Source organism: [Clostridium] symbiosum, assembly GCA_036419695.1.
GTDB lineage: Bacteria > Bacillota > Clostridia > Lachnospirales > Lachnospiraceae > Otoolea > Otoolea symbiosa_A.
Genome location: CP143946.1, coordinates 2,800,946 through 2,819,714, shown reverse-complemented (window position 1 = coordinate 2,819,714; position 18,769 = coordinate 2,800,946). Strand labels below are relative to the sequence as shown.

General features: G+C 50.4%; 15 protein-coding genes. 14 read left to right on the top strand and 1 reads right to left on the bottom strand.

Annotated features, from left to right (window positions below):
- Positions 1-135 precede the first annotated feature (135 nt).
- The 9 genes from cls to V3C10_12910 all read left to right on the top strand — a co-directional run bounded on the left by cls (position 136) and on the right by V3C10_12910 (position 10,259).
- Positions 136-1,686, top strand: coding sequence for a cardiolipin synthase (gene cls / locus V3C10_12950; protein ID WVP60227.1), 1,551 nt, complete (start codon positions 136-138; stop codon positions 1,684-1,686).
- Positions 1,687-2,043: 357 nt separating this feature from the next.
- Positions 2,044-2,496, top strand: a complete 453-nt coding sequence (locus V3C10_12945) for a DUF2975 domain-containing protein (protein WVP60226.1) — start codon at positions 2,044-2,046, stop codon at positions 2,494-2,496.
- A gap of 15 nt (positions 2,497-2,511) precedes the next feature.
- Positions 2,512-2,718, top strand: coding sequence for a helix-turn-helix transcriptional regulator (locus V3C10_12940; GenBank protein WVP60225.1), 207 nt, complete (start codon positions 2,512-2,514; stop codon positions 2,716-2,718).
- Positions 2,719-2,720: 2 nt separating this feature from the next.
- Entirely contained in the window at positions 2,721-4,271 is a 1,551-nt protein-coding gene (locus V3C10_12935; protein ID WVP60224.1) for a DUF4173 domain-containing protein, read from the top strand.
- A 61-nt stretch (positions 4,272-4,332) separates the two neighbouring features.
- Entirely contained in the window at positions 4,333-5,214 is an 882-nt protein-coding gene (locus V3C10_12930; GenBank protein ID WVP60223.1) for a patatin family protein, read from the top strand.
- Positions 5,215-5,512: 298 nt separating this feature from the next.
- Positions 5,513-6,607 (top strand): S-layer homology domain-containing protein, encoded by a 1,095-nt coding sequence (locus V3C10_12925; GenBank protein WVP60222.1) that lies wholly within the window; start codon positions 5,513-5,515, stop codon positions 6,605-6,607.
- A 17-nt stretch (positions 6,608-6,624) separates the two neighbouring features.
- Complete coding sequence (locus V3C10_12920) at positions 6,625-8,361, top strand: efflux RND transporter periplasmic adaptor subunit (GenBank protein WVP60221.1); 1,737 nt, start codon at positions 6,625-6,627, stop codon at positions 8,359-8,361.
- A 16-nt stretch (positions 8,362-8,377) separates the two neighbouring features.
- A complete protein-coding gene (locus V3C10_12915; GenBank protein WVP60220.1) occupies positions 8,378-9,091 on the top strand; it encodes an ABC transporter ATP-binding protein in 714 nt (237 codons plus the stop codon).
- Positions 9,075-10,259 (top strand): ABC transporter permease, encoded by a 1,185-nt coding sequence (locus V3C10_12910; GenBank protein WVP60219.1) that lies wholly within the window; start codon positions 9,075-9,077, stop codon positions 10,257-10,259. The genes V3C10_12915 and V3C10_12910 overlap by 17 nt, the downstream gene beginning before the upstream one ends.
- 92 nt (positions 10,260-10,351) lie before the next feature.
- On the opposite strand, the gene V3C10_12905 is transcribed toward V3C10_12910, so the two are convergent.
- Positions 10,352-11,260 carry a GNAT family N-acetyltransferase gene (locus V3C10_12905; protein WVP60218.1) on the bottom strand — a complete coding sequence of 303 codons (909 nt, stop codon included), beginning with the start codon at positions 11,258-11,260 and terminating at the stop codon, positions 10,352-10,354.
- Between the two features lie 540 nt (positions 11,261-11,800).
- Between V3C10_12905 and V3C10_12900 the strand changes: the two genes are divergently transcribed.
- The 5 genes from V3C10_12900 (at position 11,801) to V3C10_12880 (ending at position 18,724) form a co-directional block, all read left to right on the top strand.
- Positions 11,801-12,784 carry a dipeptidase gene (locus V3C10_12900; GenBank protein WVP60217.1) on the top strand — a complete coding sequence of 328 codons (984 nt, stop codon included), beginning with the start codon at positions 11,801-11,803 and terminating at the stop codon, positions 12,782-12,784.
- Positions 12,785-13,079: 295 nt separating this feature from the next.
- On the top strand, positions 13,080-14,741 hold the full coding sequence (locus V3C10_12895) for a Na/Pi cotransporter family protein (GenBank protein WVP60216.1): 1,662 nt from the start codon (positions 13,080-13,082) through the stop codon (positions 14,739-14,741).
- On the top strand, positions 14,741-15,457 hold the full coding sequence (locus tag V3C10_12890; protein ID WVP64625.1) for a response regulator transcription factor: 717 nt from the start codon (positions 14,741-14,743) through the stop codon (positions 15,455-15,457). The genes V3C10_12895 and V3C10_12890 overlap by 1 nt, the downstream gene beginning before the upstream one ends.
- Positions 15,458-15,550: 93 nt before the next feature.
- Complete coding sequence (locus V3C10_12885) at positions 15,551-16,954, top strand: ATP-binding protein (GenBank protein WVP60215.1); 1,404 nt, start codon at positions 15,551-15,553, stop codon at positions 16,952-16,954.
- A gap of 741 nt (positions 16,955-17,695) precedes the next feature.
- A complete protein-coding gene (locus V3C10_12880; GenBank protein ID WVP60214.1) occupies positions 17,696-18,724 on the top strand; it encodes an ABC transporter substrate-binding protein in 1,029 nt (342 codons plus the stop codon).
- The last annotated feature ends 45 nt before the right edge of the window (positions 18,725-18,769 follow it).

The following is an 18,769-nucleotide window of genomic DNA, read 5'->3' as shown; positions in this document are numbered from 1 at the left end:
ACCCTATCGCTTTTTGTGCAGAAATGATATAATCTCCTTTATGGATTATCGAAATGCTGCCTTGACCGCCTTCGGTGCATATTGTGCAGCGTAAAAGCATGGTTTTAAAACGAGTAAAGGATGTGAAAGATACAAATGAAAAAATTAAGGGGATTGCTTAGAATTATTTTTGGCCGGACGACTTTTCTCGTCCTGTTTCTTCTGATTCAGATCGGCGTACTTCTGGCAGGGTTTAACTGGCTTAAGGAATATATGATTTATTTATACGGCGGTTCTTCCCTGCTGAGCGCCATTGTGCTTATCTATATTATCAGCAATGATGAGAATTGCAGCATCAAGCTGTCCTGGGTAGTGCCGATCCTGATTTTTCCCGTGTTCGGAACGCTTTTTTATCTGTTCCTGAAACTTCAGCCGGGGGTAAAGCTGATCAACAGGCGGATCCAGTCCCTCGAAAAAGAGGTTGCGCCCTACCTTATTCAGGATCCGGAGGTGATGAGGGAATTTAATAATATCAGTTCCAGTGAGGGCAACCTGGCCCGCTATATGAATAAGTACGGCAAATTTCCGGTATACCAGAATACCAGCGTCGAATATTTCCCTCTTGGGGACGACATGTATCCGAAAATGCTTGATGAGTTAAGGCAGGCGGAGAAGTTCATTTTTATGGAGTACTTCATTGTGGAGCGCGGAATTATGTGGGACTCAATTCTGGAGGTGCTGGAACAGAAGGTGAAAGAGGGAGTGGAGGTCCGTTTTATGTACGACGGCATGTGCTGTCTCGCGCTTCTCCCGTATTCCTATCCCAAAACACTTCAGACCAAAGGAATCAAATGCAAGATGTTTTCACCTGTGAAACCGGCCCTTTCCAGCTATCAGAATAACCGGGATCACAGGAAGATATGTGTCATAGACGGCCATACCGGTTTCACCGGCGGCGTGAACCTGGCGGATGAATACATTAACAGGAGGGAGCGGTTCGGCCACTGGAAAGATACGGCCGTGATGTTGAAAGGCGATGCCGTAACCAGCTTTACGATGATGTTTCTCCAGTTATGGGGGGTGACGGAGCCGGAGAAGGAAGACTACGGCCGTTTTCTCCTGCCGGAGGATTACCGCTTTCCGGAAGGGATGGACCGCTCCGGGTTTGTGATGCCCTATGCGGACAGCCCGCTTGACGGGGAAAATGTCGGGGAACAGGTATATCTCGATATTCTGGGCCATGCAAAGCGGTACGTGCATATTATGACGCCATACCTGATTCTGGACGATGTGACCCTGACCGCATTAAAATACGCGGCAAAACGGGGGGTTGAGACCATTATCATCATGCCCCACATCCCCGACAAACTCTATGCTTACCTGCTGGCCAGATCCTATTATGTGGAGCTTCTGCGGGCAGGGGTGAAGATCTATGAGTACACGCCGGGATTTGTCCATGCCAAGATGTTTATCAGCGATGATGAAAAAGCGGTGGTCGGGACCATCAACCTGGACTACAGGAGCCTTTACCTGCATTTTGAATGTGCGGCCTACCTGTATAAAAACAGCACCGTTTATACGGTGGAGGAGGATTTCCAGGCAACCCTCGGAATGTGCCGGCCGGTAACGCTCGAAGAGTGCCGCCGTTATTCGCCCCTCAAACGCTTTGCGGGCAAGGCGCTGAGATTGTTTGCGCCTTTGATGTAACGCAGCAGAAACAAAAAATAATATTCTGTGACTGGATGGAAATCGGATTTCTTTCGTTTCCTTCCGTCTCCGGGAAGCCGTCAGGCAGGGTCTTTGGGCCGCTGTATGCCGGCTTCCTTTTTTGCCTTGGTTTGCGGCCGGGTGCAGTCCGGTATCGCTCCATTTCTCATTTTAGCTTATGTCCATTTACCATTTCTTACACCTCAGCTGCCATTTCTTACATTTTCCGAAAAACATCATTAATATATCGAAAAACGATAAATATATATTGATTTTCAATTTTTACCATGCTATACTTCCTGTAACAGCGATGGTCCGTTTACCAGGCTGAATTTACCCCGGAGGTGTACTTTATATATGAACTGGAATAATGAAAAGTCGATAGGACTGACTAAGTTTTTTATTATTTTATTTGCGGCTGCGTATGTGCTGGTTGTGGCGTTCTGCCCGGTGATGACAAGGGAGTTTGTCAGGCATAGCTTTTCCGCGCGCGGAAAGGACGCCCTGCTGTTCACGGCGACAATCTATGCGAGCGCCGTACCTCTTGGAATTATTTTATGGAATCTCTACAGAATGATCGGGCGGATTGGAGAAGAACAGATTTTCAGCGAGGAGAATGTGAGATGCCTGCGGCTGATTAGCTGGATGTGTTTTGCCGTTGCCGCCGTCTGCCTGGTTTCCACGGCTTACTATGTGTTCTTCCTGATTATAGCGGCCTGTGCAGCCTTTATGGGACTGTTAATCCGGGTGATTAAGAATGTCTTTGAACGGGCCAGGGAAATCAAGGAAGAGAATGACTATACAGTATAGAGGGAAGGGGCTTAAATGGGAATCATAGTGAATCTGGATGTGATGATGGCAAAGCGCAAGATATCCGCCGGTGAACTGGCGGAACGTGTGGGCATCACTCCGGCCAATCTGTCAATACTGAAAAATAACAAGGCGAAGGCAATACGGTTTTCCACGCTGGAAGCCATCTGCAGGGAACTTTCCTGCCAGCCGGGAGATATTCTGGAATTTGAGGAGGAGTGATTATGGATCAGGAAGAATTAATGCCGAAAGAAAAGTTATCAGATGAAGAAAAATTGGCGTCTGAAAAGAGAGCAATATCCGAAGAGGGATTAATGCCTGAAGAGGGACTAATACCCGAAGTGAAAGTGATGCCTGACAGGGAACGAATGTTGATAGGGCAGGAGCCGCCTGAACGCGGCACAGGAGCAGATACGCGGGTATCTGCGGACGATGTAGGCGATCCGGCGGATAAAACCGCCACACAGCGCAGGGAATATGGATGGAATGACTACATCCTTGTTCTTACCGCGGCATTTGCTTCCTGGGCCTATGTGAGGGGGGCGGGGGTCTTTCCCGGTGCCTGGCTTCCGCTGTTTACAGCGCTGTTTGCATTTGCCGGGATTTTTTATCTGTCATCCTCCGGCAGGAAGATGGATGGGGAGGCGAAACTCTACTTTGTTTTCATGGCGGCTGCGGCGGTATGGTTTCTTGTCAAATATCTTCCGGGGCAGCAGGACTGGGAGCGGCAGGACATAATGCCCTATGTTGCACTGTTTCTGCACGGAGCGGGTGTTTACTGGCTGCTCACGATAGGAGGGGCAAGACTGAGAGGGCGGCTGGATGAAAGCTGCATCAGGGATTTGCTGAGAGGTTTTTTTGCTATTCCGTTTTCCCATTTTGATGAGGCCTTCCTGGTGGCGGTTCACGGAGTGAGAAAATTAAGGAGCGGCGATCAGGAGACGAAGAAAAGGCAGAAGGATAAAGCGGGGCAGATTCTGTTTGGAATCATCATGAGTATTCCCGTCCTCATTATTGTCCTGCCGATGCTGGCGGCGGCAGACGAGAGCTTTTCGGCTTTTACGGGGGGAATTTCACAATTCTGCCTGAGTCTGACACAGAAGTTTTTTGAGGCACTGTTATTTGGCGACTTTTTGTTAAATTTGCTGGTATTTTTAGGTACCTTTTATTTCTTTGGCCTTTTTTACGGCGCCTTTCATGCAAAAGTGACAAAAACAAAGAAATTAACGGGCGGGGCCGGTGCGGCGGTCAGGATTCCTTTCACGGTCATGATGTCCTTTTCAGCGGCTGTCTGCGGAGTTTATGTCCTGTTTTTCCTGGTCAAATTCTCTGACATCCTTATGAAGGCATTTTCGCACCAACAGAGTTTTGTATACAGTGAATACGCCAGACAGGGATTCTTTGAGCTGTGTTTTATCGCGGTGATCAATTTTATGCTGTTTTACTTTATCAAAGTGTTTTCCGACGGTGGGAACCGGACGGTTAAAAGGATACTTTCCCTGCTCAGTGTGGAGACGCTGGGATTTATTGTACTTGCATTTTCCAAAATGTGCCTTTATATTAGTGTATATGGTTTTACCTTTAAGAGGGTATTTACCAGCTGGTTTATGGCAGTACTGTTTGTCTCGTTCTCCAGGCTTTTCTACTGTACCTGGAAGCGGGGGAATGCCATAAAGCCGGCGGTTATTTTTGCCGCGGTCACCTTCCTCCTGCTGGCATACAGCAATATGGAGGTCTGGATGTACCAGGCAAACCTGATGATGGGCTTTTTATAACCGGCTTTTGCAGAGCGAAGGCGGCGGGCCTGTCCGGGAAGAAAGGAGAGGCGGATTTAAATTGACTGAAGGAGCACTTGTACTGGAAGGCGGCTCCCTGCGCAGCGTATTTACGGCGGGCGTCCTGGATACACTGCTGGAACATGGGATACAGCTTTCCTACGTAAACGGAGTTTCCGCCGGAACGATGGCGGGGATGAATTACATCAGCGGGCAAAAGGGGCGTATGCTCCGCATTAATAAAGAATATCTGCATGATAAGCGCTACATGGGACTTGGAAGTCTTGTGAAAAGCAGGCTGATATTCAATTTCGATTTCGTATTCGGGGAACTGAGCAATGAGCTGGTTCCCTTTGACTACGATTCTTTCTACAGTTCGCCGCAGAAGTTTGAGGTGGTGGCCACGAGATGCAAAACGGGAAAACCGGAATTTTTCGATAAGTTGTCGTGTCCGGAGATGATGCAGGCGGTCAGGGCCTCCAGCAGCATCCCGATGCTTTCGCGGATGGTAAAGGTGGACCATAAGAATTACCTGGATGGCGGAGTGTCTCTCCCCATCGCCTATGAGAGGGCATTTGAGCTGGGATATGAAAAGGTGGTCCTTGTTTTAACCCGCCACAGCGGTTATCGTAAGAAACCGGTTGGAAGACTTACTGCAAGAGCGTATGAGCGCTATTTTGCACCCCTGCCCAATCTGTTAAACGCACTTTACGAGGTGCCGGAACGGTATAACACGATGCAGGAGGCGATTGAAAACCTGGAGAAGGAAGGGCGAATCTTTGTCATCCGCCCCGAATTCCCGGTCCGGGTTTCAAGATTTGAGCAGGATGTAAGAAAGCTGGAAGAACTTTATGGGGAGGGAACCAGAATTGCGGAGAGCCGCCTGCCGGCTTTGACGGATTATCTGGGGATGACACCCGGGGAAAACAATAAGATACAGTAAAAAGAAGGCGGCGTCTGCAGGTGGAAACAGGCGGGCGCGCCTTCTTTTTTTAATTCATAGGAAACGGGAGTCCGGAAAACAGGACTCTTTCTTCTGCTCTCAAACAGGCCGGAACAGACTGCCGGTATTCTTCCGGGAGTCTGTACCCCTATCGGGGGGAAAGGGCGTGCCATCGTTCAAATACGCGGTATTTTCACAGTTAGAACACGAAATGCACACAAATTATTGGTATAGTAGCAACAAAGTAATTCGATGGAAAATGTATGAAATAAATGAGCAGTATTGAGAGGAGTTTTTTATGAATAGACAACGCATGGCTGTCTCTTTGGCGGCCGTTATGGCAATCACAGCGGCGGCTCCGATGACGGCCGAGGCTTCTTCCAGCTACAGCATGAGAAAGAAAGTGATTACGGCAGCGGGAATTATGACGGCGCAGTCCGACGACAGCAGCCTGGTGACGAGAGCGCAGTTTGCGAAGATGCTTGTAAACGCCTCCACCTACCGCAGCAGCATCAGTGCTGAAAATAATGTCTCCATATTTGCGGATGTAGACCGGAATAATGAGTACGCCTCCTATATAAGAACTGCCGTCGAGCAGGGATGGATGACGGGCTACCTCGGCGGCAAGTTCAAACCGGATGAGAATATAACCATGCAGGAGGCGGTAAAAGCAGTTTTAACCCTTCTGGGATATACGAATGAGGATTTTGGAAATAACCAGGCGGCGAACAGGCTGGCGAAAGCGGCCTATCTGGAACTGGACGATGAGATCGGCAAATCCGGCACCGAGGTTCTGAGCCGTTTCGACTGCGTCAATCTTTTTTACAACCTGATGAAAACCAATACAAAGGAAAATGAGGGAAAGAAAGCCACCAGTTCCACCGTTTACGCCTCGGTTCTCGACTTTACGCTGACATCCGACGGGGAGATCAATCCTCTGGAGGCGCTGGAAAGCAAGCTGAAGGGACCGGTTGCGGTAAAAGACAGGAGCATGGGCAGCATCCTTCCATTTTCCGTATCCAAGGCCTCGTTTTATCTGGACGGTGAGTCGGCAACAGCGGATGAAGTGGAGGATGAGGCAATCGTTATCTACTACAACACGGCTTCGAGGGCGGTTTACGGCTATTCGGAGAGCGGAAAGGGCGGCCGCGGCGCCACGGAGGGCACACTTGATGCAATTTACTACAAATCTTCGGATGTCATGATACCCACCTCCATCGTTGTCAGCGGCACGGAGTATGAACTGACTACCTCCGACATGCAGTTTGCCTTTTCGGTTTACGGCGATCTGAAGATTGGTGATGATATCATCGTTATCTGGGAAGACAAGCCGGCATCCGCGGATGAGGACAACGACAGTCCGGAATATCAGTTGATAGATTATATTGAGTAGTCGGGGAGAAGAACAAAATGAATGAAAGAGTGATCAGCCTGTTCAGCCGGATGCGGGATAAGGGCGTAAAGAAGACGCAAAAAGGAGGTAAAAAGAAAAAAATCATCCTTGTCGTGATAATGATTATCCTGTGTGCAGCTGCCGTTTTTTTCATAAACAGACAGAAGAAAATAAACGGGGCGGCCACACAGGGGCAGAAGGTGAATACGGCGTCCGTGGTAAGGCAGGATATTACATCCACGCTTTCGTCCTCGGGCACCATCTTACCCAAGGATACATACAGCATCACCTCCATGGCGGAGGGCGAGGTGATAGAGGCCAATTTTGAAGAGGGTGATCAGGTGGAGGCGGGACAAATCCTTTACCGGATCGACGCATCCTCAATGGAATCAAAACTCAGTTCCGCCAGCAATTCCGTGAGCCGGGCCGAGAGTAATTACAATGCCGCGGTCAGCGATTACAATGAAGCGGTCGGAAAATACAGCGGCAATACCTACAAGTCTACCAAATCGGGCTATATCAGGCAGCTTCATATAGAGGCCGGTGATAAGGTGAGCTCCAATACCCAGATTGCCGATATTTACAATGATCAGATTATGAAAATCAAAGTGCCGTTTTTAAATATGGAGGCGGCGGCCATTCTTCCCGGCAGCGCCGCGACCCTCACCCTCAGCGATACGCTGGAGCAGCTCACGGGTGTCGTGACGAGTGTCAGCACGATGGATGAGACGATGACGGGAGGACGGCTGGTGCGTTACGTCACCATCCAGGTGGAGAATCCGGGAGGCCTCACTGCAGATATGGCTGCCACCGCGGCCGTGGGAGAGTTTGTCTCAAGCGGGGACGGGACGTTTACAGCGACCGTGGATACCGTAATAGCGGCCGATCTCTCATCCAATGTAGAGGTGGAAGAGCTTCTTGTGAATGAGGGCGATTTTGTAAATGCAGGCAGTCCGATTTTCAGGATGAAGGCGAGCACTGCGGAAAAGCTGATTAAAACATACAAGGATTCCATGGATTCCGCTCAGTCGAGTCTGGAACAGGCCCAGTCGAGCCTCGATTCGACCCAGGATACATACGATGATTACACGATTACGGCGCCGATATCGGGGACCGTAATTAAAAAGAGTTACAAGGTGGGGGATAAGGTCCAGAACGGTTCCAGCGCTTCGGCCCTGGCCGTTATCTACGACATGTCCTCCGTCACCTTCCAGATGAATATCGATGAGCTGGATATCAGCAGCGTAAAAGTCGGCCAGACGGTTCAGGTATCGGCGGATGCGTTTGAAAATCAGAAGTTTACCGGCAAGGTAACCGGCATCAGCCTGGAGGGAACCAGCTCCAACGGCGTGACCTATTATCCGGTTACCGTGACTCTGGACGAAGTGGGAGGCCTGCTTCCGGGGATGAATGTGGACGGAACGATTATCGTAGATTCCGCTGAAAACGTTCTGGCGGTACCTGCGGACGCGCTTCAGAGGGGCAGTAAGGTTTATGTGAAGGATGATTCCGTCACGGAGGCACAGGGACGCGTACCAGCCGGTTTCCGGGAGGTGAAAGTGGAGACGGGGCTTATCAGTTCCGATTATGTAGAAATTACCTCCGGTGATTTACAGGAGGGCGATGTGGTATATGTGGCTGAGTCGAGCGCAGGCTCCGAAGGCGCTGCGATGATGATGCCGATGCAGATTGATATGCCGGCAGGCGGCCAGGGCGGCGGAAACCGCGGCAGCCAGGGCGGCGGACGGCCGTAAGAGGGGGTGAGGAAAGATGGATGAGAACAGGCCGTTAATTGAGCTTAAGGATATTCATAAGACGTACCAGATGGGTTCCGAGGAAGTGAGGGCCAACGACGGGATTAACCTGAGCATCGAACGGGGCGAGTTTGTAGCGATTGTAGGAAAATCGGGCAGCGGGAAATCTACGCTGATGAACATCATAGGAGCCCTGGATGTGCCGACCGACGGGGAATATTACCTGGGCGGGGAGGATGTCAGCCATATGTGCGACAACCAGCTGGCCGAAATACGCAATAAGATGATTGGATTTATCTTTCAGCAGTATAACCTGCTGCCCAGAGACAATCTCCTGGAAAATGTGGAACTTCCCCTTCTCTATGCAGGACTTTCCAAATCGGAACGCAGGGAAATGGCGATGAAATCACTTGAAAAGGTAGGGCTGGCTGATAAATGGGCCAGCAAACCGAAACAGCTTTCCGGCGGACAGCAGCAGAGGGTTTCCATTGCCAGGGCGCTGGCCGGAAGCCCGTCCCTGATCCTGGCCGATGAGCCTACGGGTGCCCTGGATTCCAGAACCAGCCGCGATGTGCTGGATTTTATGAAGGAACTCAACCGGGAGGGCAATACCATTGTCATGATTACCCATGACAGCTCCATAGCAATGGAGGCCCGGAGAGTCGTCCGGATACACGACGGTAAAATTAATTTCGACGGGGATGTGGAAGAGTATGCGGCAGTCATTTAGTTTAGCCCTGAAAAGCATATGGAGCAATAAAATGCGTTCGTTCCTGACGATGCTTGGGATCATCATCGGCGTTGCGGCCGTGATTATCCTGGTTGGCCTGGTCAATGGACAAATGTCGTATATGACGGAAAGCTTTTCCAGCATGGGGACGAACCAGATTTCGGTCAATCTGGTGAATCTGAGCACCCGCTCGGTGTCCGTTGATCAGATGTATGAATTCTATGAAGAAAACGAGTCCTATTTTGACCAGATGTCACCGAATGTCAGTGTCAGCGGCACGGTAAAATCGGGAAATGAATCCCTGACCAGCACGTCAATCACCGGCGTCAGCGAAGAATTTCTGGATTTAAAAAGCCAGGAGCTTCAGCAGGGCCGATTTATCCAGTACTCCGATATTTTATCCAGACAGAAGGTCTGCGTCATCGGATATTATCTCGCCACGGAGCTCTATGGAGGGGCCGACAAGGCCATCGGACAGACGCTCAAGGTCAACGGAGAGGCGTATGAAATCGTGGGCAGCGTGGAACGCCAGACCAGCGAAAGCGACGCGGTGGAGGAGGGAGGAAGCGATGATTTCATCTATATTCCCTATACCGCTGCGATGAAACTGTCCAGGAACGGGACGATCAACAATTATATTTTTACCACGAAGAATGTTGGAGATACCGAGACGGTGAAAGCACTTTTCGATGCATTTCTCTACCCGATTTTCAAGAATGAGGATCTGTACACGGTCACAGCCATGAGTGAGCTTTTAGATTCCCTGAACTCCATGATAGCGATGATGTCCATGGTGCTCGGTGGGATTGCCGGAATCTCCCTGCTGGTGGCCGGTGTGGGCGTAATGAACATCATGCTGGTATCCGTGACGGAGAGGACGAGGGAAATCGGAATCCGCAAATCCCTGGGAGCAAAAAGAAGAACAATTATGCAGCAGTTTGTGATAGAAGCCGCCGTGACAAGTTCCATCGGCGGAATCATAGGAATTATCCTGGGCTGCGCGCTGACCGGGGCCATCGGGAAAATGATGGGAATGACGGCGGTACCGACGGCCGGATCGATTCTCATTTCCTTCAGCGTGTCGGTGGGAATCGGACTGCTGTTCGGCTATATGCCCGCTGCCCGCGCAGCCCGGCTGAATCCGATTGAGGCGTTGAGGAGTGAATAGAGGAAATGGATAACAGCGGCCGCTATGTGATAGATGCGGCCGCTTTGTATTCCCGCTGTGTGCCATTTACTTTTGGCCGCGTCTTCCGGCGGTTACGCGTGGGAGAGCTCCGGGAACATATCGGTTTCCGATATTTCTTTTGCTTCTACAGAGCCGTCATTCATTGCGGAGTGAAGAAGGAAGAGAGTAGTGTCATCTTCCTTGTGCTCCATCCGTACGAACGGTTCTTTATCTTTCGGGGTGAAGCCGAGGGTGACGGTATCGGTTTCCTGATTACGGAGGGACTTGAGTATTTCTTCAAGCGGAGTATCTGTTTTTCCGAAGATATCGTAACAGTACACCCGGCCCGGTTCTGAGGAGGCGAAGATGATAACGCCGTCATTTTCAGAGAAGAAGATATTATCCCGGAAGACTCCGCCTGCGTAGAAATCAAAGACTGCCTGATTTTCGATCATTGTGAAATCTGAGAACGGATTTCCTTCCCTGTATTTTGCTAAAATTACTTCTGCATCCTCCGGGTTTGCCAAAAACAGCTTCTTTCCGCAAAAGGCGGCTTGTCCCGGCTTTTCATAAAGATATTCAAATTCGGTATGAATTTTGAAGCCGAATTTAGGGTAAAAATCCAATACTGAGTCATTGGCAAACAGATAGAGGGCGTCACACTGATCCCGCCACTCCGTAATAACCGCCTCCAGAATAAAGCGGCTCAGCCCAAGTCCGCGGTACTCCTTTTTCGTCATCACGGTACCTAACTGGATAAAGAATCTCCTTTTTCCGTGAACCAGAAATGGAATCCGGTTTACCGAAACATTTGCGCACACGGTATTTCCCGATGCCAGCACATGCGGCTCATATTCCCCGCCGACTTTGTCAAACCGGATGCCAAAGGTTTCCTCGGCCAACCGGTTAAAATCAGCAAAAAGTTCCGGTTCATCATTCAGCTTGTTACAGAAACGGTATTCTTTACCGGATATCACGATATGTCTGTTATTATCAATCATTTCTATTTCCCCTTTATTTTTATCGGATGGAAACGAACCATATAGCTGCATTTTACCACAGAAAGCAGTTGTTTTTAACAGCAACGCATAGAAAAGGCAAAAAACGCCGCTTTGCGCCGCCTGTCCCGGCGGCCGCCGCGCCAATACCTTCCTTCCGAAAAAATCAGCGACAAACAGCCGCAGCCACGATGGCGGTCGGGTCAAAACCTGCCCTGTCTTCAGTCCCGCCAATCCGATCCCGGGGAAGCAGGGCGAAAACATTCCGGAGGGGACCTTGGAATCCGCCGCTGCTTAACGAGGTTTCTTACGAGTTTAGCATGCGCTGCGCATTCCACAAGCGGGAGCGAGTCCCCAGAGGAATGCTTTCGGCCCGGATTCCCCACCTGCGGCCACCTATAATCGGGACTGAAGACCCACCGCTCCCTCCCTTTCCCCGACCGCCATCTCATCCCCTCCCGCGTCCTGATTTTTCCCCCTCTTGCCAACCCCTTCCCTTCGTGCTAAAATCACCCTATAAACAAAAGCCGGAGGAGTTACGCTATGAAATTCATTGATATGCACTGTGACACAATCTCATCCATTTATCTTGACAAAATGAGCGGGAACGAAAAAAAATTAAGAGAAAACAACTGCCACGTTGATCTGGACAGGCTTAAGAAGGGCGACTGCCTTGCGCAGAATTTCGCCCTTTTTACTATACTGAAAGAAGAGCCGGATCCATACGGTTTCGCAAGGGGAGCCTGCAGCCTGTTCAAGCAGGAGATGGCGGCGAATGAGGATTTAATCAGGCAGGCATCCACGGTGGAAGAGATTCTTCAGAACGACCGTGAGGGGAGGATGTCCGGTGTTCTGACGATTGAGGAAGGCGGAATCTGTAACGGCAGCACGGACGTGCTTCGCGATTTCTACCGTGAGGGCGTCAGGATGATGACGCTGACGTGGAATTTTGAAAATGACCTGGCGTATCCGAACCGGATTGATTGGAAGACGGGGATCGCGGTGCCGGAGACGGAACATGGACTTAAGAAAAAAGGAATAGAATTTGTGGAACTGATGGAAGAACTGGGAATGGCGGTGGACGTATCCCATCTCGGTGACGCGGGCTTCTGGGATGTGGCCAAAATGACGAAAAAACCGTTTGCCGCCAGCCACTCCAATGCCAGAGCCGTGGCAGGCCATACGAGGAACCTGACCGATGAGATGATCCGGACCCTGGCGGAACGGGGCGGCGTGCTCGGCATCAATTACTGTCCGGTCTTTTTAAATGATAAAGAGGATGGAGGAACGAGCCGCGTAAGCGACATGGTACGCCATATTAAATACATCAGAAATGTGGGAGGAATCGAGTGCATCGGCCTGGGCTCCGATTTTGATGGAATTGGAGGAACGCTGGAAATCGATTCACCGGCGGCGCTCCATCTGCTGGAGGAGGCGCTTTACCGCGAGGGCTTTACACAGGAAGAGGTGGAGAAGATTTTTTACCGGAATGTACTCCGTTTTTACCGAGATGTATGGGGATGGTAAATATTTTACGTTGATTTTACATTCACATGGTTTCGACTTTACATAGATTTGATATAGTGATGACATACTAATTTAAGATAAAAGGTAACAGTTCAGCCATGATGCATCCCGCGAGGTGTTTTCGCATGTTTTTTGCGAAAATCCCGGGTTGCGCAGCGCGACGCAACGAAAAGTGCGCGATGCGGACTTTTCATTACAGCCAACGGTGATTTATACCGTTTTTGTGCAACATTTTGCTGTAGTTGGCGGAAGGATGAACTGGAACGATAAAGATGATATGATGGGAGAAAATAGTATGTCAATCACAGATTTAGGAATGATTTTTCAGTTTGTCGGGGGTCTTGGCATGTTCCTCTACGGTATGGGGGCCATGGCCGACGGACTTCAGAAATTTGCCGGAAACAGGCTGCAGAAGCTGCTTGGAATTCTTACAACGAACCGGCTTCTCGGCGTCCTGGTGGGCGCCGGGGTGACCGCGATTATTCAGAGCAGTTCCGCAACCACCGTTATGGTAGTCGGTTTCGTCAATGCCGGAATTATCAACCTGATCCAGGCGACCGGAATCATTATGGGAGCCAATATCGGTACGACGGTAACGAGCTGGATTGTTTCGATGAGTGAATGGGGAGAGGTGTTAAAACCGGAATTTTTCGCCCCGGTTCTTTTTGGAGTGGGCGCATTTATCACACTCTTTGCCAAAAGCCATAAGAAAAAAGAGGGGGCGGAAATCCTGATCGGTTTTGCACTCCTTTTTATCGGACTTTCCTTCATGTCCGGCTCCATCAAACCGTACAAGGACGCCCCGATCTTTGCGGAGGCATTCAGGGTACTTGGCAGAAACCCGATTCTCGGCATTCTGACCGGTCTTGCCGTTACCGCCATTATCCAGAGCAGCTCGGCGTCGGTGGGAATTCTGCAGACCCTTGCCATCAACGGCATGGTCAACTGGCAGTCGGCCATTTTCATCACGCTCGGCCAGAATATCGGAACGTGTGTGACTGCGCTTTTATCCTGTATCGGCACCAGCCGTACGGCAAAAAGGGCGGCTGTGATTCATCTGCTGTTTAACGTATTCGGAACCATTATTTTCGGTTTCCTCCTGTTCTTTATATTTATTGCCAACCCGGTATTTGCGGCGGCTCCGGCGGACAGTGTCGGCATCTCCGTATTCCATACGATTTTCAATGTTTCCAATACGATTATCCTCTTTCCGTTCGCCGGTCTGCTTGTTAAGGCGTCCGACATTCTGGTGCGAGATAAGGACACGGAAAAGACAGCTCCCACGGTGGAGACGGATATGCTCCGCCATCTGGACGAAAGAATCCTGGAATCCCCGTCCTTTGCAATTGAAAATGCAGGCCACGAGATTATCAACATGGCCAGGATTGCATTAGCCAATGTAAAAATAGCGACGGCGGCCCTGCTGGAAAAGAACGAGGCGTTCTGTAAGGAAGTCTTTGAAAATGAGGAGACAATCGACCGGATGGAGAAAATCCTGACGGAATACCTGCTGAAGATTAACAACCTCTCCCTGAACGACGATCAGCACCTGCTGGTCAAAAATATGTACTACACGATCGGAAACCTGGAGCGGATCGGGGATCATTCGGAAAACCTGGCCGAGCTGGCCAGAAAGAGAATGGAAACCAACTGCGCCTTTACGGAGACGGGGCTGAACGAGTTAAGGGAAATCTCGGATGCGGCCATAAAGGCCGTGGAGTTCTCCATTGAGGCGAAGGAGGAGAAAGAGATGGTGAAGATCCGCCAGACCGCCAGGTGGGAGGAGACGGTGGATAACCTGGAGGAGGAGCTGCGCGAAAACCATATGGACCGTCTGTCAAACAGCGAATGTACGGTGGAGAGCGGCGTCATTTTCCTCGATGCCATTGCCAACTATGAACGAATTGCCGATCACGCGATGAACGTAGCAGGATATGTAAAGGAAGAGATACAATGATGCATTTAATCTATGTAGTGGAAGACGATGAAAATATCAGGAACCTGATCTGTGTGGCATTAAAGAACTTCGGATACCGCCCGGAGGGATTTGAGACGGCGGAGGAAGCGCTGGACCGTCTGGGCGGCATCATAAAGCGCGGAAAAGAAGCATACCGGGAACTGCCGTCCATGTTTGTTTTCGACTGGATGCTGCCGGGAATGGACGGAATGGCGGCAATTAAAAAGGTGAGGGAGATGGAGCCGCTTAAGGGCACCCAGATTCTGATGCTGACCGCAAAGGACCGGGAGACGGACATTGTAACAGGGCTTGATAACGGAGCCGATGATTACATGACAAAACCGTTCGGAATCCTGGAATTGTCCGCCCGTGTCAGGAACCTGCTCAAGCGTACCGGACCGCTCCGGGAAGAGAGTGCCTGCATGGCGGCCGGTGATGTAAAGATCGATAAGGAGACAAGGGAAGTTGTCGCCTGTGGAGAGAAGGCCGAACTCACATTAAAGGAATTTGAACTGCTCAGCTATCTGATGGAACATATGAACCGCGTAGTGACCCGGGATGAACTTCTCGACAATATCTGGGGCTATGATTACGACGGCGAGACGAGAACGCTTGATATGCATATTAAAACGCTGAGACAGAAATTAAAGGCCGCCGGCCAGCAGATTAAGACCGTGAGAGGCGTGGGATACCGTTTTCTGAAAGAGAAAGAATAGGCTGGGACAGGTTACTGCTTACAGGGACGCATTCCGCGAAGCGTGTTACCGTGTACGGAGTAACAGCAGCCGGAACAGGAAGGAAAAGGGATTATGCGTAAAGCCATATTTATAAAATTCATCCAGTTATTATTTGTGGCTCTTGCTTTAAACACATTCATTTTTTATGTGGTGACCAGCAGCGTGCTTCTGAAAAAGACGCGCTCCAATATGATGTTCGCCCTGGAGACGGTGGATAATCTCTTTGACTATTCCGAAGATCTGACAAAGCAGACGGAAAAGCTCAAAACGGCGGCCGATGCCAACCGGAGCCGTTTCACCGTTGTGAAGCGGGACGGCAGCGTTGAAGTGGACACTGAAATCAGCAATGCCGCGGCCATGGAAAACCATATGGAACGCGAGGAAGTAAAGGAGGCGCTCCGGTACGGAAGCGGCCATTCCATCCGAAAATCGGAAACGCTCGGAGCCCAGATGCTCTATGTGGCCAGGATGTCGGCGGACGGCGAATACATTCTGCGCCTGGCCTCGCCCTATTCCGGAATGCAGGAATACCTGCTGATGCTCCTGCCCGCCGTGCTGCTCAGCTTTGCCATTGCCTTTATCGTCTCATCCATGGAGGCGGAACGGTTTTCCCAGTCCATCACCAAGCCATTGAAGGATATCTCGAAAGAGATGCTCAAGGTAGACGGCGACTATGCGGACTTCCATTTTGAAAGATGCCCGTATCAGGAGATCAATGTGATTGCGGACACGACGACAAAAATGTCACAGAATGTAAAGGAATACCTGGAACGCCTGGAGCAGGAAAAACAGATACGCCAGGAATTCTTCAGCAATGCCTCCCATGAGTTGAAAACGCCGATCACGTCGATCCGGGGCTATGTGGAACTTCTGGAGAGCGGTATGTCCCTGAACGAGGAGACCACCCAGGATTTCATGAAACGCATCAAGAAAGAGGCCATGAGAATGGCGAGCCTCGTGGATGACATCCTGATGATATCGAGGCTGGAGTCGCGGGGTGCCAAAACAGACATTATAAAGATACAGGCGGCGGAGCTTCTGGAAGAAGCAATCGCCTCGCTGGCCACCCAGGCGGCGGAGCGGAATGTTTTCATCCATAAGCGGCTCAATTCCTTCACCATCCGGGCAGACCTGAGACAGATGACGGAACTCTGCATGAACCTGATAGGCAACGCGGTGAAATACAACAATCCGGGCGGCGAAGTCTGGGTCGAAGTGCGCCGTGAAAATACGGATATGGTGCTGATCGTAAAAGACAGCGGCGTAGGAATCCCCAGCGAAAGCCTGAACCGTATATTCGAACGTTTCTACCGTGTAGATAAAGGACGCAGCAGAAAACAGGGTGGCACCGGCCTGGGACTTGCCATTGTCAAACACGTCGTAAATTTCTACCACGGCACGGTCCGGGTGGAATCGGAAATCGGAAAAGGAAGTACATTTACCGTACGCCTTCCTATTGCGGAAGACACACGGTAAGAAGAAAAATGCCTCTGAAAAATGGCAGACAGGACTTAAAACCGCGAAAGGCTCAGTCGCTGTCCGTCATCATCAGGGGCTGTTTGTTTCTTTCGGCAAATGCCGGGGAGTGTCCAATACTATATCCCACATCAGTCTTAGACGAAGCTCACTAAGCCTCAAAAAGAGGACATTCCCGGCATCAGGGAAATGTAGTGGCCGCGACGATCCCCCTCCCATTTGAAGAAGTAGAACAAATCAGCCGCCGCAGGCCGGGCCGGAATGGTATGCGGCAACCTCGGCGTCTTCAGTCCCGGGTCATAACCTGCCTGTGGGGAAGGAGGGAGAAAAAGATTCCGGAGGGAACCTGGGAGTTCATCGGCACTTACCGAGGTTTTTTCGAGGTTAGTGTCCGCTATGTACTCCAAAGAGCGCGAGCGTTTCCTGAAGGAACTTTTTCTGCCCGGATTCCCCACCCGCGACAACTTGCAAGCCGGGACTGAAGACTCACAACCTCCCTCTCGCCATTCCGCCCCCCGGCCGTCCCGGCGGCGTTCTCCTCCCTCAATCCCCACCTTTTGCACTTTAATACGTTGATTTTTTAGGAATTTAAACAAATGAAATTGACTCCGGGCAAAAAGTGTAGTATGATAAGTTTTAATTCCAGTCTGGATAAGAAATTGAATCATTCGTTACAGCCCATTTAAGCCGAATTTGTCCAGTGCAAGGCAGGCCTGTAACAAAAAAACAGGAGGAGAAACTATGAAAAAAACAAAAAAAATTATGGCGCTTGTTATGGCAGGGCTGATGGCTGCATCGATGACAGCCTGCGGTTCCAAATCAGAACCGGAGACGACGAAAGCTCCGGAGAGCGAAGCTGCATCCACGGAAACGGCCGAAGCTACTACAGAGGCAGCTGCCAGCGGAAGGACTTATAAAATCGGCATCATTCAGCTGACACAGCACGCAGCCCTCGATAAGACGAACGAAGGTTTTGTGGCAGCCCTTAAGGATGCAGGACTTGACTGTGATATTGACCAGCAGAACGCTTCCGGCGATCAGTCGGCATGCCAGACCATTGCCGAGACTCTTGTCAACAACGGCAATGACCTGATTTTTGCAATTGCCACACCGGCGGCACAGGCAGTAGCAGGCGTTACGGAGACAATCCCGATCCTTTGCAGCGCAGTAACGGACCCGGCGGCATCCGGTCTTGTTGAAAGCAATGAAAAGCCGAACTGCAACGTTTCAGGAACATCCGATTTAACACCGGTAAAAGAGCAGATGGATTTAATGCAGAAGATTATGCCTGATGTCAAGAGTGTAGGCCTTCTTTACTGTTCTGCAGAATCCAACTCCGTGCTTCAGGTCGATATGGCGAAAGAAGCGCTTGAATCAGCGGGTATCGCATATAAAGATTATACGGTTTCCAGCTCCAACGAGATCCAGACCGTAGTAGAATCCATGGTAGGTAATGTTGACTGTATCTATGCACCTACTGACAATATGATCGCAGCCGGTATGACAACCGTATCCATGGTTGCCACAGAGAACAAGATTCCGGTAATCTGCGGTGAGGAAGGCATGGTAGACGCAGGCGGACTTGCTACATATGGTATCGACTACTACCAGTTAGGATACATGGCAGGCGAGCAGGCTGTGGATATCCTTACAAAGGGCGCAGACATCAAAGAAATGCCAATCGGCTATCTGGATGCTTCCAAGTGTGCTCTGAAGGTGAATGAGGATACGGCTGCCGAACTCGGCATTGATGTATCCAACATTAAATAATTAAGTTCAGGTTATCGTTTACAGGGGGACAGCTTTTTGGTAAGC